We start from the raw sequence: 20,442 nt of genomic DNA, 5'->3' as shown, positions 1-20,442 counted from the left end.
TGAATGCCTGTTTAACGGGCATTCAGTTCTTTATAAATTTCATGATGGACAGGCACTAAAGCGAGTATCAGGGCTTGATGGTACACACTGGTACGAGTCAGGATGCCATCAGTGAAAAAGCCAATAGCACCGCCTTTCTGTTTGATGTTATCAACACCGGTGAGGTAAGCCATTTCGTGGCCTAATTCACGGCCCTCGCGGATACCATCAAGAATTTTCTCTGGCAGCATCAGGCTGGCAGAGCGGGATTCTCCGCGAATTTGCTGATGTTCCACTACCATCCAGGCAAATGTCATATCATCTTCAATACCCGCTTCCACACCTACCCAAAAATCTGCTTCAGGGCGGACCTGCCTAGCGGCCATCACACGCTGACGGGCACCGGTACGGGTTTCTGTGTTACCAATAGGTTGTTGTGGGACACTGCTGTCTACATTGATATCTTCTATCCGGTAAGCACCTGGTCCAAAAACGTCATCAAATGCGAGACTGATGGCTTTAATTTTGGCGGGGTTGGTGGTTGCAGCAATAACGTGATACATAATAGATAAGTTATCCTTTGAACTAATATTTACGCAGTATAACGGAAAATGAAAATGTTACAGGTATATCTTGTTCGTCATGGGGAGTCTGAATGGAATGCGGCACGTCGTATCCAGGGACAATCTGACAGCCCTTTAACCGAAACAGGCGAACATCAGGCCAGATTAGTGGCGCAGAGAGTAAAATCTGAAAATATTACCCATATTATTACCAGTGACCTCGGGCGCACACGCCGTACCGCGGAAATCATTGCTAAGGTTTGCGGTTGTGAAGTGATTTTGGAGCCACGTTTGCGTGAATTGCACATGGGAGTGCTTGAGCGCAGAAATATTGACTCACTGACTTCAGAAGAAGAACGGTGGCGTAAGAAAGTCCTTGATGGTACACCCGGCGGGCGCATCCCCGAAGGCGAATCTATGGAGGAGCTCTCTGTGCGTATGAGAGCCGCGTTGGAGACTTGCCGTCATCTGCCTGGTGGTAGCCGGCCGTTACTGGTCAGTCATGGAATCGCTTTGGGATGCTTAGTTAGCACGATATTGGGATTACCCGCACATGCTGAACGTCGTCTTCGTTTGCGTAATTGCTCTCTGTCCAGGGTGGATTATCAGCACAGCCCGTGGCTGGCATCAGGCTGGATTGTGGAAACGGCAGGCGATATCACACATCTTGATATGCCCGCACTGGATGAATTACAGCGTTAGTGCTGGATAGGAATGAGATACTGAAATTCGATGATATGATTCGCTGCTTCCTTTTCCCTGTCATTGGTATTGGTGAGATAATAGCGTTCGATATCGTATCCTTTCCTGCGTGTCAAGTTTAGCATTGGCAAGCAAATACCATAGACGGTGAACAGGAAATCCTGTAAGCCATCTTTGGTGCCATAGTAACTGAATGAAACATATTCTCCAGCTGGCAATGTAACAGGTTGGCTACCTGCCACATCAAACTGCGCATATTTGGGTTCTACTGCTGTCGTGTAGAACACCGTCTGCTCATCTTCTTTTTCTGGGTTGAGAATAGCGTGGTGAAGGCCATAAAGCACAGGCGGCAACACTTCTGCATTTTGCAGATAGTATGTCCAGAAATTATGGCGCATTTCAGTACAAGAACTGGACCACTGTTCCAGCGTATAGGAACAAGTCTGTTCTATACCAACCAGCGGCTGTTCCTCCAGCGTGATATATGTTGCTTCGGGAATATGTCTCTTATCCAGCAATATGGGGGGGCAAATACCGGCGGCACACCATTCCTCACTGAGCCGATAAAGTGCCGGAGTTTTATTAAATTGTTTTTTAAATGCACGAGTGAAAGTTTGTTGGGAGTCAAACCGGTACTGTAAAGCAATATCCAGAATAGGACGGCTGGTTAAACGCAAAGCAACGGCTGCCCGCGATAACCTTCTCGCACGGATATAGGAGCCAATAGCCTGGCCGGTAACATCTTTAAACATACGTTGCAGGTGCCATTTAGAATAACCTGCTTTGGCTGCAACATTGTTGAGTGATAACGGTTGATCCAGATGATTATCTAGCCAACGTAATAAATCACGAATGATGCTGGTTTGATCCATACATCTCCTTAGTCATTAAGACCAGAAAGAATAATATAAGAGCCTATACCATTAGGCTATTCTGTTTGCTATTTGAACAATCCCTCAGGCTAAGTGAAACGAATCATTCACATATATTGTGTACGTTCTGGTTTCTGCGTGCTGTTCGTGTTCATAATTTATTGACAAGAGTAGCATTCAACAATAATTCTACTGGATATAAACACTAAGTGTAAGACAAGTCTTCTATTTACAATAGGATACTTGTTCGTATTATTATTTCACTCATTACTTTATGAAATTATATTAATGTGTAACTATTATTGTTGGTGGTATCACCATACTGTTTAGTATTACTGTAGTGAAATTTTAGGCTTAATTAATTAAGGCATGAGATTATATATGTTAAAAATCATAAAGATATTAGTAGCAACTACATTGTTGTTCGTACCTTTGACTACTCAGGCTGAAGAAATTGGCTCGGTAGACACCGTGTTTAAATTTATCGGGCCAGATCACAAAATTGTGGTGGAAGCGTTTGATGATCCAGATGTTAAAAATGTGACTTGCTACCTGAGCAGAGCAAAAACAGGCGGAATAAAAGGGGGATTGGGACTTGCGGAAGATACCGCTGATGCGGCTATTTCCTGCCAGCAGGTCGGATCCATTGAACTGACAGATAAGATTAAAAAGGGCGATAAGAAAGGTCAGATTGTTTTCCAGAAACGCACTTCACTGGTGTTTAAAAAACTTCAGGTTGTTCGTTTCTACGATGTAAACCGTAATGCATTAGTCTATCTGACTTATTCTGACAAAATGATTGATGGTTCACCGAAGAATGCGATCAGTGCTGTACCCATTATGCCGTGGAAAGTTGCGGAAAACTGAGAGGCAGGATGGGGTTCCTCATGGACATCCCATCCTGTTATTTATTTTAGCTTTATCGATGATTCACATTACGCTTCTAAATCACCGCAGAAACGATAACCTTCACCATGAATGGTGGCAATAATTTCCATCGCATCTGGATTAGATTCGAAATGTTTACGGATACGCCGGATAGTCACATCAACAGTACGGTCATGAGGTTTCAGCTCACGGCCTGTCATCTTTTTCAGTAATTCTGCGCGAGTCTGGATCTTACCCGGATTTTCACAGAAATGAAGCATGGCGCGGAACTCACTGCGTGGCAATTTGTATTGCTCACCAGCAGCGCTGATCAGAGAACGGCTATTGATATCCAATTCCCAGCCATTGAATTTGTAGCTCTCAACCTGGCGTCGCTCCTCGGTGACAGTACTCAGATTCATGGTACGGGAAAGTAGGTTGCGTGCCCGAATAGTCAATTCTCGTGGGTTAAAAGGTTTGGTGATGTAATCATCCGCACCAATTTCCAACCCAAGGATCTTGTCTACCTCATTATCACGGCCGGTCAGGAACATCAAAGCAACATTCGCTTGCTCACGCAATTCGCGGGCAAGTAACAAGCCATTTTTGCCTGGAAGATTAATATCCATAATCACCAGGTTAATGTCATTGTCTGACAGAATATGGTGCATTTCTGAACCATCAGTGGCTTCATAAACGATATACCCTTCGGCTTCGAAAATGCTTTTCAGGGTATTGCGAGTGACAATTTCGTCTTCAACAATCAAAATGTGCGGGGTTTGCATGGTTGCTACCTAGAATCGCTTAAAATAAAATCAGAATGACTCAAACTACTCTTATCTCAGGATATTTACTGGTTATTGTTTGTCATCACTGAAATTATAGCTTAAGTCAGTAATAACATTTATTGATATGTTTTACACTGAAAGTAAAAGTTGTTTTTCCTTTGTGGGCATATACCCGAAAAAACTAGCTAAACAGTGTTATGTTAGTCTATTAACAGCAATATAACAGCTTGCAATGCATTTACCATCTAAAAAAACTACCTTTTATTGACGTACATCAAAATTGATTGTAGCACGTTAATATTATTTATATTTGTTATTTTATACCTTGTACTATGTCAGGCAAATGACAAATTCCTGTTAACGCACTGAGCGTTGTTGTGTAAAAAACAATCTACAATAAACTTGTCGGCGAACAAAAATAACTGATTTTTACTAAAAGATAAAACATATTGTTAATTTTGTTAAAAATAGATTTAATAACTAAAATATTACGTTCAGTAAGATATATTTGTTGGTATTGATGACGATGAAATGAATTATTCCAATGGGAAAAATATCAAAAAAATAAGATCATTTAGATAAAATGTTTGACTTTGTGAAAGAATTCATTTAACCAGTATAGGGTCGAACTAATTAAATGACAGACAGGAACCTATGCAAGCTATCAGCCTGAAAACGACAATTATTATCACCACCGGAACCACAGGTTACGGTGCGGGCTGACGCATATATTAAAGATAGAGAGAAAAGCCCGCATCCAAATCAGATGCGGGCTTTTTTTTGGCGCGAAATCAGGAGAAAAATGTTAATGCGAGTGCTTAAATTTGGAGGAACTTCGGTCGCTAATTGCCAGCGTGTGCAGAGCGTCGCCGATATTGCAGAGAAAAAACTTTCTCAGGGAGGGGTTGCGTTAGTGCTTTCTGCCCCAGCAAAAATTACCAACCATTTAGTGGCGATGATCGAAAAAACTGTGGCGAGGCAAGATGTTATTACCCATATGCATGACGCAGAGCGGATCTTTGCTGATTTATTGCAGGGGTTAGCGCAAGCACAACCTAGTTTTGATTATGAGCGGTTAAAGATGGTGGTGGAGCAAGAATTTGCTCAATTGAAACAGGTTCTGCATGGTATTTCATTATTGGGTCAATGCCCGGACAGTATTAACGCTTCCCTGATTTGCCGTGGTGAAAAACTCTCTATCGCAATCATGGAGTCTGTATTGCAGGCACGTGGTCACAAAGTCACAGTGATTGATCCGGTAAAAAATCTGTTGGCACAAGGTCATTACCTTGAATCTACGGTAGATATTAATGAGTCTACCAAGCGTATTTCTTCTCTGAATATTCCTGATGACCATATTGTCCTGATGGCTGGATTCACTGCCGGCAATGATAAAGGGGAGTTGGTTGTTCTGGGGCGGAATGGTTCTGACTATTCAGCTGCTGTTTTGGCTGCTTGTTTGCGCGCTGAATGCTGCGAAATTTGGACGGATGTGGATGGCGTTTATACCTGTGATCCCAGAATTGTACCGGATGCACGGCTATTAAAAGGCATGTCCTATCAGGAAGCGATGGAACTCTCTTATTTCGGTGCTAAAGTACTTCATCCACGGACTATCGCCCCGATTGCTCAATTCCAGATCCCTTGTTTGATTAAAAATACAGCCAATCCAGATACGCCGGGAACACTTATTGGTGATGGGCAGAAAGATGAAAGTACGCCGGTGAAAGGGATTACCAACCTGAGTAATATGGCAATGATTAACGTATCAGGCCCTGGTATGAAGGGGATGGTTGGTATGGCCGCAAGGGTATTTGCTGTCATGTCCCGCAAAGGGATCTCTGTCGTGCTGATTACTCAGTCATCTTCAGAATACAGCATCAGCTTCTGTGTCCCTCAACGTGAATTGGAACGTGCTCGTCAGGCGTTGAGTGAGGAATTCTATTTTGAACTAAAAGATGGCGTTCTTGATCCTCTGGATGTAATGGAAAATCTGTCCATTATCTCTGTTGTTGGTGATGGTATGCGTACCTTGCGTGGCATCTCTGCCCGTTTCTTTTCCGCATTGGCTCGCGGTAATATCAATATTGTCGCCATCGCACAGGGATCTTCTGAACGTTCTATCTCCGCAGTTATCGACAATGAAATGGCAACGACAGCGGTTCGTCTGTGCCATCAGATGTTATTTAATACCGATCAAGTGATCGAGCTCTTTGTCGTTGGTGTTGGTGGTGTTGGCAGTGTTTTACTTGAGCAGATCCGTCGTCAGCAAACTTGGCTGAAGCAAAAGCACATTGATTTACGGGTATGCGGTATCGCCAATTCACGAGCTATGCTGACGGATATGAGAGGTATTTGTCTTGATAACTGGCAACAGTGTTTATCAGAGGCCAAAGAACCATTTAGTCTAAGCCGTCTGATCCGCCTGGAGAAAGAGTACCATTTGCTTAATCCGGTGATAGTAGATTGTACTTCCAGTCAGCAAATTGCTGACCAATATGCCAGTTTCCTGAGTGATGGTTTCAACGTGGTAACGCCAAATAAGAAAGCTAATACTTCGTCGATGGCTTATTATCGTCAGATCCGTAAGGCAGCAGAGAAATCTAAACGTAAATTTCTGTATGACACCAATGTGGGTGCGGGTTTGCCGGTTATTGAGAACTTACAAAACCTGCTTAACGCGGGTGATGAACTGGTGCAGTTCAATGGTATTCTTTCCGGTTCTCTCTCTTTCATTTTTGGTATGTTGGATGAAGGGATGTCATTATCTCAGGCGACTTTATTGGCGAAAGAGAAAGGCTATACCGAACCGGATCCTCGTGATGATCTCTCCGGTATGGATGTCGCCCGTAAGCTGTTGATCCTCGCCCGTGAATCAGGTTATGAACTTGAACTGGGGGATATTGATGTGGAGCCTGTGCTGCCAGCCTCTTTTGATAGTAGCGGTAGTGTGGATACTTTCCTCGAGCATTTGCCCTTTCTTGATCAAGTTTTCAGCCAGCGTGTGGCAGAAGCAAAGGAACAAGGAAAAGTGTTGCGCTATGTTGGCATGATTGAACATGGCCATTGTAGAGTGAAAATCTCCGCAGTAGATGGCAATGATCCGCTTTATAAAGTCAAAAATGGCGAAAATGCGCTAGCATTCTACACGCGTTACTACCAACCAATACCGTTGGTGCTGCGGGGTTACGGGGCAGGTAATGATGTCACTGCCGCAGGTGTTTTCGCAGATATGCTGCGTACTTTATCCTGGAAACAGGGAGTTTAATTGTGGTTAAAGTCTATGCGCCCGCATCTATCGGGAACGTCAGTGTTGGGTTTGATGTGCTGGGAGCTGCGGTCTCTCCGGTTGATGGTACTTTGTTAGGTGACTGTGTTACTGTCCGGGCTGCGGAGAGTTTTAGCCTGCGTAATGAAGGGCGGTTTGTCGGAAAGTTACCTGCGGAGCTGGAGTACAATATCGTTTATCAGTGCTGGCAGCTGTTCTGCCAGCATTTAGGTAAACAATTACCCGTGGAGATGACGCTGGAAAAGAACATGCCAATTGGTTCTGGTCTGGGTTCCAGTGCGTGTTCTGTGGTGGCGGGTTTGATGGCATTGAACGAATTTGCAAGTCGTCCGTTCAGTGAACACCAATTACTGGAAATGATGGGGCAACTGGAAGGGCGCATTTCTGGCAGCATTCACTATGATAATGTCGCTCCATGCTACCTCGGTGGTTTGCAATTGATTATGGAACAGGAGGACATTATCTGTCAGCCGGTGCCGACATTTGATGAGTGGCTATGGGTAATGGCCTATCCGGGAATCAAAGTTTCCACTGCGGAAGCCAGAGCCATTTTACCGGAAAAATATTCGAAACAGGATGTTATCGACCACGGACGTTTTCTTGCCGGTTTTATTCATGCCTGCCATACACAACAGTCAGAATTGGCAGCCAGATTGATGAAAGATGTGGTTGCTGAGCCGTATCGAACACAACTGCTCCCGGGTTTTGCCAAGGCCCGGGAGGCAGCAAAAGCGATAGGTACGTTGACCTGTGGTATTTCTGGTTCTGGCCCGACGTTATTTTCCATTTGTAATGATATGACTACCGCGAAGAAAATGGCTCAGTGGCTGCAACAGCATTATATTCAGAATGATGAAGGTTTTGTACACATTTGCCGTCTGGATCTCGCAGGCGCACGACAGATAGGGTAACGGAACGGATGAAACTGTATAACTTAAAAGACAACAGCGAGCAGGTAAGTTTTGCGCAGGCGGTAAAGCAGGGGTTAGGCAAACAGCAAGGGCTTTTCTTCCCGCAAGATCTACCCGAATTTAACCGTGAAGAAATTGATCAACTACTGAAACTGGATTTTGTTACCCGCAGCAGCCATATTCTTTCGGCATTTATTGGTGATGAGATTCCGCCAGAACAACTGGCGGCACGGGTTAAGAGCGCTTTTACTTTCCCGGCACCAGTGGCAAAAGTAGAAGATGATGTTGCAACACTGGAACTGTTCCACGGTCCGACTCTGGCATTTAAAGATTTTGGTGGTCGTTTTATGGCGCAAATACTGGCACAGATTGCAGGTGAGCAACCTGTGACTATCCTGACCGCGACTTCCGGCGATACTGGTGCAGCAGTAGCACACGCCTTTTATGGGTTGAGCAATGTACAGGTGGTGATCCTTTATCCGCAGGGAAAAATCAGCCCGCTACAGGAAAAACTATTCTGTACATTGGGCGGTAATATTCATACGGTGGCAATTGATGGTGATTTTGATGATTGCCAGGCACTGGTTAAACAGGCGTTTGATGATAATGAGTTAAAACAGGCTCTGTATCTCAATTCAGCTAACTCAATTAACATCAGCCGCTTGTTGGCGCAAATTTGCTATTACTTTGAGGCGGTTGCTCAATTACCAGAAGATAAGCGTGAACAACTGATTATCTCGGTGCCCAGTGGGAATTTTGGTGATTTGACTGCGGGTTTATTAGCGAAATCAATGGGGCTGCCGATAAAACGCTTTATTGCTGCAACTAATGTTAACGATACGGTTCCACGTTATTTGACCGATGGAAAATGGGTGCCTCATCAGACAATTGCCACGCTTTCCAATGCAATGGATGTTAGTCAGCCAAACAACTGGCCGCGTATTGAAGAGCTGTTTTGCCGTAAATCCTGGCCATTAAGTGAATTGAGCTATGGTGTAGTCAGTGATGAAGTGACTAAAAAGACGATCAAGGCATTGGCTAAATTGGGTTATATCTCTGAACCTCATGCAGCAGTTGCTTACCGTGTTCTGCGTGATCAATTGCAAGAGGATGAATACGGGCTGTTTCTCGGTACGGCTCATCCGGCGAAATTTAAAGAGAGTGTAGAGCAAATTCTGGGTGAGGAATTACCATTGCCTGAAGCGCTGGCAGAACGGGCTGATTTAGCGTTGTTGTCCCATTATTTACCCGCAAATTTTGCTGAATTGAGGACTTTCCTGATGGAAAGGACGCCTAAATAATCAAGAAGATATGGACGCCGCATAAACCATGCGGCGTTTATTATTGATAATAAAAGTCTTAATGTTGTTCCGGGCGTTTAAATACCAGCTCGTTCCCTTTGGATAACAACTCATCGAATGCGTAGCCATCCAGATTAAACTCCACCAGATGGTCAGCTTGGGTTAACTGATTTTGAATAATAAACCGGCTCATCAGCCCACGGGCTTTTTTCGCATAAAAGCTGATGATTTTATATTTACCGTTTTTTTCATCAAGGAATACGGGTTTGATGATTTTACCGGCTAATTTTTTCGTATTAACGGACTTGAAGTATTCATCGGAAGCCAGATTAACCAATATATTATCGCCTTGCTGCTCCAGGGCTTCATTGATCTTTTCAGTGATCAGATCTCCCCAGAAAGCATAGAGATCTTTACCGCATTTATTTTCCAGTTTGATCCCCATTTCTAGCCGGTAAGGTTGCATCAGATCCAAAGGACGAAGCACGCCGTAAAGACCAGACAGGATCCGCAGATGATCCTGAGCGAAATCAAAATCCCTATCGGAAAAAACTTCAGCTTGCATACCGGTATAAACATCACCTTTAAATGCCAGAATAGCCTGACGTGCATTTTCTGGGGTGAAATCAACATGCCATTCGCCAAAACGGGCTGCATTCAGACCGGCAAGTTTATCGCTGATATCCATCAGACTGGCAATTTGAGCAGGTATCAGATCTCGACAGATACTGATTAACTGCTTTGACTGATCGAGTAATTCTGGCTGGCTGTATTTTTCCGTGGCAAGCAGGCTTTCATAATCAAGGGTTTTGGCAGGTGAAATAGTAATAAGCATAACGTCATCCCGGTTGTTCAGATTGAATTACTTTAACAAAAACTCAGATGAAAAGAACAATAACAACGATAGCGGAAACTGCCGTGCATTTGATTTACACGACTTGTGTAAACAAAATGATGCCTGAAAGGAAAATATACCCTCAATTCCTTCATATATTCAGCACGTTGACGTGTTTCTTATTCCTTATCTCTACACTCCTCCTTACTGCTTGCTATATCTTCACAACATTTCATTTCTAACTTTAGATATTGAATCGAAAACGGTTGCGAGTTAATGACTGTGAGTGATCGTTTTTACCGCCTTGCAGCAAGGTCTTAGCATGTTATTATCAGTGGATGGCGCAGCAATAATGCCACAATTTCACGCATAACGATGAGATATGACAAAATGACCGATAAATTAACTTCCCTGCGTAAACTGACAACAGTAGTAGCAGATACCGGGGATATTGCGGCGATGAAACTTTATCAGCCACAAGATGCTACAACTAACCCATCTCTGATCCTTAACGCTGCACAGATCCCTGAATATCGCAAACTCATTGATGAAGCAATTGCGTGGGCGCGTGAACAGAGTGATTCCCGCGAGCAGCAGATAGTGGATGCCAGTGATAAACTGGCTGTAAATATTGGTTTGGAAATTTTGAAACTGATCCCTGGCCGCATCTCGACAGAAGTAGATGCTCGTCTGTCTTATGACACCGAAGCCAGTGTAGCTAAAGCTAAACGCTTGATAAAGCTGTATAACGAGGCAGGTATCAGCAATGATCGTATTCTGATCAAACTCGCTTCAACCTGGCAGGGCATCCGTGCGGCTGAACATCTAGAAAAACAAGGTATTAACTGTAACCTGACTCTGCTGTTCTCTTTCGCTCAGGCCCGGGCTTGCGCAGAAGCGGGGGTTTACCTGATTTCTCCATTCGTTGGCCGTATCCTTGACTGGTATAAAGCGAACAGCGATCAAAAAGAGTACGCTCCACACGAAGATCCGGGCGTAGTTTCTGTGGCGGAAATCTATCAATATTATAAAGAACATGGCTATGACACTGTTGTGATGGGCGCAAGTTTCCGTAATTCCGGTGAGATCCTGGAATTAGCGGGTTGTGACCGTTTAACTATTGCCCCTGCACTGCTGAAAGAGCTGTCTGAAACTCAGGGTGAGGTTGAATGCAAGCTGGGTTATAGCGGTGAAATTAAAGTGCGTCCAGCACCACTGAATGAAGCTCAGTTCTATTGGGAACATCATCAGGATGCAATGGCTACAGAAAAACTGGCGGATGGCATCCGTAAATTTGCTGTAGATCAGGGCAAACTTGAGAAGATGATCGCTGATCTGCTGTAATTACAGGTTATAAACTATTCTTTTTGTTTTAAAGGCGGCATAATTGGCCGCCTTTTTGCTGTTAGCTAATTATGTATTATTGAGGTTTGTATGAATGAATTGCGCATTGGCCTGGTATCCATCTCTGATCGTGCATCAAGCGGTGTTTATCAGGACAAAGGGATTCCGGCACTGGAAGAGTGGTTAAAAAGTGCTATTACAACACCTTTCAGTATAGAAACGCGTCTGATCCCTGATGAGCAAATTATCATTGAACAAACCCTGTGCGAGCTGGTGGATGAAATCGGCTGTCATCTGGTTTTGACTACCGGTGGAACCGGCCCCGCACGCCGTGATGTAACTCCTGATGCAACATTGGCTGTTGCAGATCGTGAAATGCCAGGCTATGGCGAACAGATGCGTCAGATCAGCCTGAAATTTGTTCCAACAGCAATCCTATCCCGCCAAGTTGGCGTTATCCGCAAACAAGCTCTTATTTTGAACTTACCAGGGCAACCAAAAGCAATAGCAGAAACGCTGGAAGGTTTGAAAGACGAAAATGGCAATGTTCTGGTATCCGGCATTTTTGCCAGCGTGCCATATTGTATCCAATTGCTGGATGGCCCATATGTCGAAACCGATGATAAGGTAGTTGCTGCTTTTAGACCGAAAAGAGCTAGTCGCTGAACAATGAACTAACTGTGGAAGGAATCAAAAAAATCGAGCTTTTATCTGACACTTATCGAAAGACAACTTCAACATTATAAGTCTATAATTCATTTAACATGTTGATTAGTTGTTTGGAATAAATTCCGAGGTGAAAAGATGAAACGGTCAAAAAAAGCAAAGATAATTGGTTTTATTTCTGGTTTTGCATTGGTTCTGAGTGCCATGTTTCCAATGATAACACTAGCAACGGAAACAAAGACGACGGTAGCCCAGTTAATTAATCAGCGTCTTTCTTACATGAAAGATGTGGCAGGATATAAGGCTGAAAACCATTTACCTGTTGAGGTCTTGGCTCAGGAAGATAAGGTGCTTGCCAAATCAATAAGTGAAGCCGAGTCTTTTGGATTAAGCGGAGAGTCAGTCAGGCCATTTATTATAATTCAGATGGACGCCGCGAAGGCGATTCAATATCGTTATCGGGCCGATTGGTTGTCAATTCCTGAAAATGGCTGGCAGCCAAAACCGTTAGATGATGTTCGTATTAAAATTAGCGGGTTAAGTACTGAAATTCTCCAACAGATTGCTGTTCTGCTAAAAGACGGAGAAAAGATAGACCCTTCTGACAAGGAAATGTTTATAGCAAATATTCAGCAACATAACTTAAAGGATTCGGATAAACAGCAAATTTTTGCTGCGCTTGAAAAAGTGAAATTGAAATAATAGTTGCGCCTTACTCTTTAGTAAAAATCATGGTAAACCTTCACCCAATGTGGGCGGAGATATGACGGTGGGGAATAGTCATATATTGAAGTAGAGCTATAATTAAAGGCTGTTAGTTTCAGTGCCACAACGAAGATGGAATACCCGAACGCCAGACCGATTAGTCTAATGATTACTGGCGATAACTGAGTAGATAGCCAGAATTTGCGCACTGAATCTAACATGCATTATATATTTCCCTTAAATGGAGTTAACCAGGTAAGTGTATAAATAAGCTTTCATAATAGTGATACACCCATTTTTATCATTCCGGGTTGTCGCTGTAATGAAAACGACTTCATAAACGCTTCTACACACTTAAGTAATTGCCACATTGTGCATTGAGACAACCCGCGAGATAGTGTTCTTGATTTTTCCCCAGTGTCACTACCCGTTTTTGCTGTCCCTTAAAGCACCAGTCCGTGCCGATTTTGGGGTAAGGTCAATATCCACTTCGTCTTCGTAAAAAACAGGGTTTTGCTCTGACATATTGGACAATGCCTTTGTAATTTTTGCCATTTTCTCGTCATACTCCGGGTCAAATTTTTTTAGGGTAGGCGCGACTCTTCTCCACACAATACCCCTCCGGCAAAAGTAACGATATAACGTGCTTTTTGAGAATGATAAGTTTAATAATTCATTGATTATGCAAGTAATAAGCTCAAGACTCCAGCGTGAACGCAGGTAGCCAAAATTCTGCGGGGAATACTGTAATAAGAACGACAATAAAGTAAAAAGTGGAGATAAATGCCAGACAGCGGGTCTTCCTGCCGGCAGGCTTTTTAACCCTTCCAGGCCAGATAATGTAAACCAATTTATCCCGCAATTGACTGAGGAACGTGAACAGTGAAGAGTCCTGGAGACGTAGAAACAGTACTCCCTTCATATAACATCAAGAGCGCGGTGAGGCGACGCTCATAGTCCTTATCCCGGGTTTATGGATAAATTTTTTCATCTGACGTCGTTCGTTTCGGGGTATTGGTGCTATGATTGGCATCACTCAGTCCATTTTGAGATTTGTTTTGATTTGGCGATTAATCAGATCACAAAAATCGAACTGAGTTCCCTTCAAGTGATCTACTATTTCGAAATCTTATTTATAACAATAAGTTAACAATTTTCATATAGTTAAGATCTATTAGCTAATCGTTTATTTTTTCTATGGATCTTATTACGGATATATTGAATAGTTCTTTGACTCTGTTAATAAATTTCCCGATTTAATTGTAATTAAAGATGGCGAACGAAGATTGACTTACAGATAACTTGATGCTCAGTCTGATTTAGTTGCTAAATATCTCCAAGAAAATTAATTTTATTGTCTCAGGTAAATATTGTGAGTTTTGTAAATACGTTTGTCGATGTGACGGAACAGAACTGTATCGCTCAATTTTCTTCTATTTCATTTGATGCATTTGTTTTTGAATTGTGGGCAGCGTTATCGTATGGTGCTTCAATGTGCATCGTTGATTCTGAAACACTTCTTTATAAAAACCGGTTTTATAAAACGGTAACTGAAAATAAAATCTCAATAGCGCTTATTACTACTACTTTGATTAATAATGGGATTTTAGATAACTTTATTGGTCTTACATCATTTCGGCGGCTTTATTCAAGTGATATGCCATTAGTGCTATTTAACAACTTCAAAGGTGTACTGGATGATATGATATCGGTTAATTTCTATCATGAAAACATATCGCTTAAGGCATAGTTACCACTGAATTCAGAATGAAAAGTGTACTAACTATATAAATCTAAGGACAACGCAGCTTGAGCAGTAGCGCTATAGTGCGGTTCAAAGCCGATTGAAAGCAACAACAGGCTGCCCGAATAGAGAGAATCATTTGTCATGGCAACATTAAAAATATTGACTATTCCAGATGAACGACTGAGGCAAAAGTGTGTTGAAGTTGCAAATGTTGAAGAGATCCAAGGTCTTATCGATGACATGCTTGATACCATGTATAGCACGGATAATGGAATCGGTTTGGCCGCACCGCAAGTTGGACGAAAAGAAGCGGTGGTGATCATTGACATTTCAACGAATCGAAATCAGCCTTTGATTCTGGTCAACCCAAAGATCGTTGAGAAAGAACGCAGTGTCATGGGGCAAGAAGGATGTTTGTCTGTCCCAGGATATTACGCTGATGTAGAAAGATTTGAAAAAGTGAAAGTCGAAGCGTTAAACCGGCATGGTGAGACAATCACAGTGGAGAGTGAAGATTTCCTGGCTATTGTGATGCAACATGAAATTGATCATCTTCATGGCAAGATTTTTATTGATTACTTGTCACCATTGAAAAGGCAAATGGCATTGAAAAAAATTAAAAAATATCACAATAACAGAGCATCTTAACCGAATTTAAATCCAAAATAGTCAAGGGGCAGAACTGAAACGCCGATGTCATGTGGATGACGTTCCAGCAGTTGTGGTAAAGCCCCTTGAATGGTTAGCTTATTGCAAACACAACCCCGTAGATTAGTACTACAGCCGTAGAAACAAAAAATCTGTATTTTTTCTGATGATTACAACACGGAGAAATCGTAATGATTTAATCTTTATCTATGAATATGCCGTTTGTTGAGAAAGAGAATTACGGCTGTAGTATTAGGTTGTCTCCCTTAATATATATGCTTACCACCTTCCTTTATTCCTACTATGCAACGATACCTAATAACGCCATCGGCGCGAGGACGTTTCATTATGTTATAATAGGCCATTCTTCACCTCTCATGCGTCAGTGCACCATTGTATAGATGTACTGGATGGTGTACCGGTAAATCGAAAATAACCTAAAATGTCTTAAAATGTACGAAAATAAAGAAACTGAAAAATACATAGAAAACATAGGAATACAGGAATCTCCCCATAGATTATGGCAAGGCCGCTTCTCCATTGCCCCGATGCTCGACTGGACAGATCGTCATTGCCGTTATTTTCATCGTCTGTTGACTAAGCAAACGCTGCTGTATACAGAAATGGTGACAACCGGAGCAATTATTCATGGTAAAGGCGATTATCTGGCATACAACAAAGAAGAAAACCCAGTAGCATTACAACTGGGTGGAAGTGATCCACAAGCATTAGCACATTGTGCTCAAATCGCTCAGGAACGTGGCTATAATGAAATTAACCTGAATGTAGGTTGTCCTTCGGACCGAGTGCAAAATGGTCGTTTTGGCGCTTGTCTGATGGGAGATGCCGAACTGGTAGCAGATTGTGTTAAAGCAATGCAATATGTGGTCAGTGTGCCGGTCACGGTTAAAACTCGTATTGGTATTGATGAGCAGGATAGTTACGAATTCCTGTGCGATTTTATTGATACTGTTGTGCAACGCAGTGGCTGCAATATATTTACCATTCATGCACGCAAAGCCTGGCTTTCTGGTTTAAGCCCAAAAGAAAACCGTGAGATCCCACCATTGGATTATCTGCGGGTTTATCAACTGAAAAAAGATTTTCCTCAACTGACGATTGCTATCAATGGCGGTATAAAATCACTGGAAGAAGCAAAACAGCATCTGCAACATGTGGATGGGGTTATGGTCGGGCGTGAGGCGTACCAGAATCCGTCTATTCTGGCACATGTCGATCATGAATTATTTGATTCTTCGCTTCCGGTAGTCAATTCCGTTGAAGTCGTCAGAGCGCTCTATCCTTATATAGATCAAGAGCTTTCAAAAGGGACATATCTGGGGCACATCACCCGCCATATTTTAGGCATTTTTCAGGGGATTCCGGGCGCACGTCAGTGGCGTCGTCATCTGAGTGAAAATGCTCATAAACCGGGTGCAGATATTTCCGTTGTGGAACAGGCGTTGGCAATGGTTACTGAGCGGATGTAATACCCGCTCGTTTTACCGTTAAGGGATCAGTAAACTTGATCCTTGAGTAGCTCGACTTTCCAACGTTTGGTGCGCTCTTATTGCTTCACTTAGTGGGAATTTCTGGCTTTCTGGGACATCTACATTAATTTTGCCGCTAGTAATCAGATCGAATAGCTCTTTACTGGCCTGATCTAACTCTTCGCGGGTCGAAATATAGCCGGCGATAGAAGGGCGGGTAACAAACAGTGAGCCTTTCTGATTTAAAATCCCCAAATCAACACCCGTAACTGGCCCAGATGCATTACCAAAACTAACCATCAAACCGTGGCGTTTCAGGCAATCCAGTGAGTTTATCCAGGTGGATTTACCTACGGAGTCATAAACTACCCCCACTTTTTCGCCGTTGGTTATTTCATAAACTCGCTCAACAATATTTTCACGATTATAGTTAATAACTTGCCATGCACCAGCATCTTTAGCGCGTTGTGCTTTCTCATCAGAGCCAACCGTTCCGATAAGTTTTGCACCCAAAGCTTTTGCCCATTGGCAAGCAATCAGTCCAACGCCACCAGCGGCGGCATGAAACAAAAAGGGTTCGCCTGGTTGAATCTTGTAGGTACGGCGCAGAAGATAGTAAACCGTCAACCCTTTCAAAAAAGAAGCGGCAGCTTGCTCGAAAGAGATGGAATCCGGCAGAACAGCAATTTTACTTTCCGGGACATTATGCACTTCACTGTAAGCGCCCAAAGTTGATTGCGCATAAACCACACGGTCACCCACTTTTATGGAGGTTACAGCGGAACCCACTTTGCTAACTACACCTGCGGCCTCCGTACCCAAGCCGCTTGGCAGGTGTGCCGGTGGATATAGCCCGCTACGGATATAAGTATCAATATAGTTGATCCCAATGGCTCTGTTTTCTACTTGTACTTCATCTTTAGCAAGTGCTGCGGGTATGAATTCACAATATTTCAGGACTTCAGGGCCGCCAGTTGCGGAGAATTCGATATGCGTTGCCATGACTCAACCTCGTAAATGTAGGAATGAATGTTTGCACGTAGTAGTTGAACTGATTGTAAACGGGCTTTAATGTGTCAGGAATAATTACAAACTATATGTAATTACTCAAGGCACTTCATAGCGTATACTCGTGCGTCGTTACAGGTTTATCAGTAGATTATTGCGGGATTCATGGCGGGAAAAAAATCAACTCACAACAAAATGGCTGAACCAAAAGATCGCCAAATGGAAGGCCTGAAACTTCCTCCACACTCTTTGGAAGCAGAGCAATCCGTGTTAGGTGGTTTAATGCTGGACAACGAGCGTTGGGACAATGTTTCCGAACGAGTCACCAGCAATGATTTTTTCAGCCGTCCACACCGACGTATTTTTTCTGAAATGCAACGATTGCTGGAGATGGGTAATCCCATCGACCTGATTACGTTATCTGAATCTCTTGAGCAGAGTGGAGATCTGAGCAATGTAGGCGGTTTTGCTTATCTGGCCGAATTATCCAAAAATACGCCAAGTGCGGCTAACATTAATGCTTATGCGGATATTGTCCGCGAACGTGCCGTTGTCCGCGATATGATCGCCGTAGCAAATGAAATTGCGGATGCGGGTTACGATCCTCAGGGAAGGAGCAGCGAAGAATTATTGGATCTTGCTGAATCGCGGGTATTCCAGATCGCAGAAAACCGTGCCAGCAAAGATGAAGGGCCGAAAGGAATAGAACGGATCCTTGAGGAAACCGTCGAGCGTATTGAGCAACTCTATCAGCGTCCTCATGATGGCGTAACCGGTGTTTCTACCGGTTATCAGGATCTGGATAAGAAAACCGCAGGGTTACAAAAATCAGATCTGATCATCGTAGCCGCTCGTCCTTCTATGGGTAAAACCACTTTCGCCATGAACCTGTGTGAAAACGCCGCCATGATGCAGGACAAACCTGTTCTGATCTTCAGTCTTGAGATGCCTGGCAACCAGATCATGATGCGTATGCTGGCATCTCTTTCACGGGTGGATCAAACCCGTATCCGTACAGGTCAACTTGATGATGAGGATTGGGCGCGGATCTCCAGTACGATGGGGATATTACTGGAAAAACGCAATATGTATATTGATGACTCTTCCGGCCTGACGCCAACCGAAGTGCGTTCCCGTGCCCGGCGGGTTTTCCGTGAAAATGGCGGATTGAGCCTCATTATGATCGACTACCTGCAATTAATGCGGGTTCCATCTTTATCCGATAACCGTACATTGGAAATTGCAGAAATTTCCCGTTCACTCAAAGCGTTGGCTAAAGAACTTCAGGTGCCGGTAGTTGCACTTTCTCAGCTCAACCGTAGCCTTGAACAGCGGGCAGATAAGCGCCCGGTTAACTCTGATTTACGTGAATCCGGCTCTATTGAGCAGGATGCCGACCTGATTATGTTTATCTATCGTGACGAGGTTTACCATGAGAGCAGCGACATGAAAGGTGTGGCTGAAATCATTCTTGGTAAGCAGCGTAACGGTCCAATCGGTACAGTTCGCTTGACGTTTAATGGTCAATGGTCGCGGTTCGATAACTATGCCGGGCCAAGTTATGACGACGAATAAGTATTAACTACCAAAGAATCAATAAATTTAAGGAATAGAATGAAAGCGGCAACCGCAGTTATTGACCGCCGCGCTCTGCGACATAACCTGCAACGGGTAAGGGCGCTCGCCCCTAAAAGCAATCTGATTGCAGTTGTGAAAGCAAACGCTTATGGCCACGGTTTACTGGAGACAGCACATACGCTGGACGCCGCCGATTGTTTCGGTGTAGCGCGAATTGGTGAAGCATTGACGTTGCGTCATGGTGGTATCGTCAAACCGATTCTGTTATTGGAAGGATGCTTTGGTGCGGCTGACCTACCAATACTGGTTGCTAACCATATTGAAACTGTGGTTCACAGCATTGAACAGTTGGAAGCACTGGAACAGGCTAAGTTATCTCATCCGGTAAAAGTATGGATGAAACTGGATAGCGGGATGCATCGCTTAGGTGTACGGCCGGAAGATGCCGAGGAATTTTATCAACGGTTAAGTTGTTGCCAAAACGTACAGCAGCCCGTCAATATTGTCAGCCATTTTGGCAGAGCTGATGAACCAACTGTAGACACAACTTGCCAGCAGATAGCCTGTTTTCAGGCTTTCTGTGCTGACAAACCGGGGGAAAAATCTATTGATGCATCGGGAGGCATCCTGTTGTGGCCGGAAGTCCATCAGGATTGGGTGCGTCCTGGGCTGATAATGTATGGTGTATCGCCATTGTCTGATAAAACGGCCGTGGATTTTAACCTGATCCCAGCGATGACCTTAAAGTCGAGCTTAATTGCCGTTCGTAAGCATAAAGCTGGCGAATCGGTTGGTTATGGTGGAACCTGGGTCAGTGAACGTGATACTTGTCTTGGCGTTGTGGCTATCGGTTATGGTGATGGCTATCCGCGCAGCGCTCCCTCAGGAACGCCAATATTTGTTAATGGCCGTGAAGTGCCGATTGTTGGTCGTGTTTCGATGGATATGATATCTATTGATTTGGGGCCGGATGCGACAGATAAAGTGGGTGATGAAGTGGTGCTCTGGGGAGATGTGCTACCAGTGGAACGGATCGCTGAATGCACTGGTATCATTACTTATGAGCTGGTAACCAAACTCACTTCCAGAGTGGTAATGGAATACCTGGACGAATAATGTTGTAGGTTATATTGTTTATTAAATAACTAA

At 43.6% G+C, this 20,442-nt stretch carries 19 protein-coding genes, 1 pseudogene and 1 other annotated feature; of the genes and pseudogenes, 14 read left to right on the top strand and 6 right to left on the bottom strand.

The genetic code is table 11. The features are described 5' to 3' along the window. Positions 1-11: 11 nt before the first annotated feature. On the bottom strand, positions 12-542 hold the full coding sequence (gene yjjX, locus ACGF7G_RS15890) for an inosine/xanthosine triphosphatase (protein ID WP_133816352.1): 531 nt from the start codon (positions 540-542) through the stop codon (positions 12-14). A 54-nt stretch (positions 543-596) separates the two neighbouring features. Between yjjX and gpmB the strand changes: the two genes are divergently transcribed. Further along, positions 597-1,244: a 2,3-diphosphoglycerate-dependent phosphoglycerate mutase GpmB gene (gene gpmB, locus ACGF7G_RS15885; protein ID WP_387466749.1), complete on the top strand. Its 648-nt coding sequence runs from the start codon at positions 597-599 to the stop codon at positions 1,242-1,244. Here gpmB and robA read toward each other — a convergent pair. Continuing rightward, complete coding sequence (robA, locus tag ACGF7G_RS15880) at positions 1,241-2,116, bottom strand: MDR efflux pump AcrAB transcriptional activator RobA (RefSeq protein WP_133816354.1); 876 nt, start codon at positions 2,114-2,116, stop codon at positions 1,241-1,243. The genes gpmB and robA overlap by 4 nt on opposite strands. Positions 2,117-2,497: 381 nt before the next feature. Here robA and creA point away from each other — a divergent pair, with 381 nt between their 5' ends. After that, a complete protein-coding gene (gene creA / locus ACGF7G_RS15875; RefSeq protein ID WP_387466747.1) occupies positions 2,498-2,983 on the top strand; it encodes a protein CreA in 486 nt (161 codons plus the stop codon). A gap of 68 nt (positions 2,984-3,051) precedes the next feature. Here creA and arcA read toward each other — a convergent pair whose 3' ends face one another. Then, a complete protein-coding gene (gene arcA / locus ACGF7G_RS15870; RefSeq protein WP_133816356.1) occupies positions 3,052-3,768 on the bottom strand; it encodes a two-component system response regulator ArcA in 717 nt (238 codons plus the stop codon). A gap of 657 nt (positions 3,769-4,425) precedes the next feature. On the opposite strand from arcA, the gene ACGF7G_RS15865 reads away from it, so the two are divergent. The 4 genes from ACGF7G_RS15865 (at position 4,426) to thrC (ending at position 9,272) form a co-directional block, all read left to right on the top strand. Further along, positions 4,426-4,494: a thr operon leader peptide gene (locus ACGF7G_RS15865; RefSeq protein ID WP_133816459.1), complete on the top strand. Its 69-nt coding sequence runs from the start codon at positions 4,426-4,428 to the stop codon at positions 4,492-4,494. Continuing rightward, positions 4,433-4,554 (top strand) — a sequence feature (Thr leader region). Its footprint overlaps the gene before it by 62 nt. Positions 4,555-4,579: 25 nt before the next feature. Further along, positions 4,580-7,039: a bifunctional aspartate kinase/homoserine dehydrogenase I gene (thrA, locus tag ACGF7G_RS15860; RefSeq protein ID WP_387466745.1), complete on the top strand. Its 2,460-nt coding sequence runs from the start codon at positions 4,580-4,582 to the stop codon at positions 7,037-7,039. Beyond that, positions 7,021-7,971 (top strand): homoserine kinase, encoded by a 951-nt coding sequence (thrB, locus tag ACGF7G_RS15855; protein ID WP_387466764.1) that lies wholly within the window; start codon positions 7,021-7,023, stop codon positions 7,969-7,971. Before thrA ends, thrB begins: the two co-directional genes overlap by 19 nt. A gap of 8 nt (positions 7,972-7,979) precedes the next feature. Further along, positions 7,980-9,272 (top strand): threonine synthase, encoded by a 1,293-nt coding sequence (gene thrC, locus ACGF7G_RS15850; protein WP_387466743.1) that lies wholly within the window; start codon positions 7,980-7,982, stop codon positions 9,270-9,272. A 58-nt stretch (positions 9,273-9,330) separates the two neighbouring features. Here thrC and yaaA read toward each other — a convergent pair whose 3' ends face one another. Then, on the bottom strand, positions 9,331-10,107 hold the full coding sequence (gene yaaA, locus ACGF7G_RS15845) for a peroxide stress protein YaaA (protein WP_387466741.1): 777 nt from the start codon (positions 10,105-10,107) through the stop codon (positions 9,331-9,333). 390 nt (positions 10,108-10,497) lie between these two features. On the opposite strand from yaaA, the gene tal reads away from it, so the two are divergent. The 3 genes from tal (at position 10,498) to ACGF7G_RS15830 (ending at position 12,819) form a co-directional block, all read left to right on the top strand. Continuing rightward, positions 10,498-11,451 carry a transaldolase gene (tal, locus tag ACGF7G_RS15840; protein ID WP_387466739.1) on the top strand — a complete coding sequence of 318 codons (954 nt, stop codon included), beginning with the start codon at positions 10,498-10,500 and terminating at the stop codon, positions 11,449-11,451. A gap of 90 nt (positions 11,452-11,541) precedes the next feature. Further along, complete coding sequence (gene mog / locus ACGF7G_RS15835; protein ID WP_387466737.1) at positions 11,542-12,117, top strand: molybdopterin adenylyltransferase; 576 nt, start codon at positions 11,542-11,544, stop codon at positions 12,115-12,117. A 138-nt stretch (positions 12,118-12,255) separates the two neighbouring features. After that, complete coding sequence (locus tag ACGF7G_RS15830; RefSeq protein WP_387466735.1) at positions 12,256-12,819, top strand: chorismate mutase; 564 nt, start codon at positions 12,256-12,258, stop codon at positions 12,817-12,819. A 373-nt stretch (positions 12,820-13,192) separates the two neighbouring features. Here the strand turns inward: ACGF7G_RS15830 and ACGF7G_RS15825 are convergent. After that, positions 13,193-13,855, bottom strand: a pseudogene (locus ACGF7G_RS15825) (IS630 family transposase); the annotation flags it as partial. A gap of 321 nt (positions 13,856-14,176) precedes the next feature. On the opposite strand from ACGF7G_RS15825, the gene ACGF7G_RS15820 reads away from it, so the two are divergent. The 3 genes from ACGF7G_RS15820 to dusA all read left to right on the top strand — a co-directional run bounded on the left by ACGF7G_RS15820 (position 14,177) and on the right by dusA (position 16,707). Next, positions 14,177-14,572 carry a hypothetical protein gene (locus ACGF7G_RS15820; protein ID WP_387466733.1) on the top strand — a complete coding sequence of 132 codons (396 nt, stop codon included), beginning with the start codon at positions 14,177-14,179 and terminating at the stop codon, positions 14,570-14,572. A gap of 138 nt (positions 14,573-14,710) precedes the next feature. After that, positions 14,711-15,217 (top strand): peptide deformylase, encoded by a 507-nt coding sequence (def, locus tag ACGF7G_RS15815; protein WP_387466732.1) that lies wholly within the window; start codon positions 14,711-14,713, stop codon positions 15,215-15,217. A gap of 452 nt (positions 15,218-15,669) precedes the next feature. Further along, positions 15,670-16,707 (top strand): tRNA dihydrouridine(20/20a) synthase DusA, encoded by a 1,038-nt coding sequence (dusA, locus tag ACGF7G_RS15810; RefSeq protein ID WP_387466731.1) that lies wholly within the window; start codon positions 15,670-15,672, stop codon positions 16,705-16,707. A gap of 18 nt (positions 16,708-16,725) precedes the next feature. Here dusA and ACGF7G_RS15805 read toward each other — a convergent pair whose 3' ends face one another. Beyond that, positions 16,726-17,709, bottom strand: a complete 984-nt coding sequence (locus tag ACGF7G_RS15805) for a quinone oxidoreductase (RefSeq protein ID WP_133816367.1) — start codon at positions 17,707-17,709, stop codon at positions 16,726-16,728. A gap of 171 nt (positions 17,710-17,880) precedes the next feature. On the opposite strand from ACGF7G_RS15805, the gene dnaB reads away from it, so the two are divergent. Both dnaB and alr read left to right on the top strand, forming a co-directional pair. Beyond that, complete coding sequence (dnaB, locus tag ACGF7G_RS15800; protein ID WP_036838957.1) at positions 17,881-19,290, top strand: replicative DNA helicase; 1,410 nt, start codon at positions 17,881-17,883, stop codon at positions 19,288-19,290. 39 nt (positions 19,291-19,329) lie between these two features. Further along, positions 19,330-20,409 (top strand): alanine racemase, encoded by a 1,080-nt coding sequence (gene alr, locus ACGF7G_RS15795; RefSeq protein WP_387466729.1) that lies wholly within the window; start codon positions 19,330-19,332, stop codon positions 20,407-20,409. Positions 20,410-20,442: the final 33 nt, after the last annotated feature.

The organism is Photorhabdus sp. RM323S (genome assembly GCF_042879375.1).
Classification (GTDB): domain Bacteria; phylum Pseudomonadota; class Gammaproteobacteria; order Enterobacterales; family Enterobacteriaceae; genus Photorhabdus; species Photorhabdus tasmaniensis.
The sequence above is the reverse complement of the archived record's forward strand: the minus strand, read 5'-3'. Positions and strand labels throughout refer to the sequence as shown.

Bases quoted from the DNA above. Each gene is read 5' to 3' on its own strand.
- yjjX (WP_133816352.1), bottom strand. From the start codon at position 542: ATGTATCACGTTATTGCTGCAACCACCAACCCCGCCAAAATTAAAGCC.
- gpmB (WP_387466749.1), top strand. From the start codon at position 597: ATGTTACAGGTATATCTTGTTCGTCATGGGGAGTCTGAATGGAATGCG.
- robA (WP_133816354.1), bottom strand. From the start codon at position 2,116: ATGGATCAAACCAGCATCATTCGTGATTTATTACGTTGGCTAGATAAT.
- creA (WP_387466747.1), top strand. From the start codon at position 2,498: ATGTTAAAAATCATAAAGATATTAGTAGCAACTACATTGTTGTTCGTA.
- arcA (WP_133816356.1), bottom strand. From the start codon at position 3,768: ATGCAAACCCCGCACATTTTGATTGTTGAAGACGAAATTGTCACTCGC.
- thrA (WP_387466745.1), top strand. From the start codon at position 4,580: ATGCGAGTGCTTAAATTTGGAGGAACTTCGGTCGCTAATTGCCAGCGT.
- thrC (WP_387466743.1), top strand. From the start codon at position 7,980: ATGAAACTGTATAACTTAAAAGACAACAGCGAGCAGGTAAGTTTTGCG.
- yaaA (WP_387466741.1), bottom strand. From the start codon at position 10,107: ATGCTTATTACTATTTCACCTGCCAAAACCCTTGATTATGAAAGCCTG.
- tal (WP_387466739.1), top strand. From the start codon at position 10,498: ATGACCGATAAATTAACTTCCCTGCGTAAACTGACAACAGTAGTAGCA.
- mog (WP_387466737.1), top strand. From the start codon at position 11,542: ATGAATGAATTGCGCATTGGCCTGGTATCCATCTCTGATCGTGCATCA.
- ACGF7G_RS15830 (WP_387466735.1), top strand. From the start codon at position 12,256: ATGAAACGGTCAAAAAAAGCAAAGATAATTGGTTTTATTTCTGGTTTT.
- def (WP_387466732.1), top strand. From the start codon at position 14,711: ATGGCAACATTAAAAATATTGACTATTCCAGATGAACGACTGAGGCAA.
- dusA (WP_387466731.1), top strand. From the start codon at position 15,670: ATGTACGAAAATAAAGAAACTGAAAAATACATAGAAAACATAGGAATA.
- ACGF7G_RS15805 (WP_133816367.1), bottom strand. From the start codon at position 17,709: ATGGCAACGCATATCGAATTCTCCGCAACTGGCGGCCCTGAAGTCCTG.
- dnaB (WP_036838957.1), top strand. From the start codon at position 17,881: ATGGCGGGAAAAAAATCAACTCACAACAAAATGGCTGAACCAAAAGAT.
- alr (WP_387466729.1), top strand. From the start codon at position 19,330: ATGAAAGCGGCAACCGCAGTTATTGACCGCCGCGCTCTGCGACATAAC.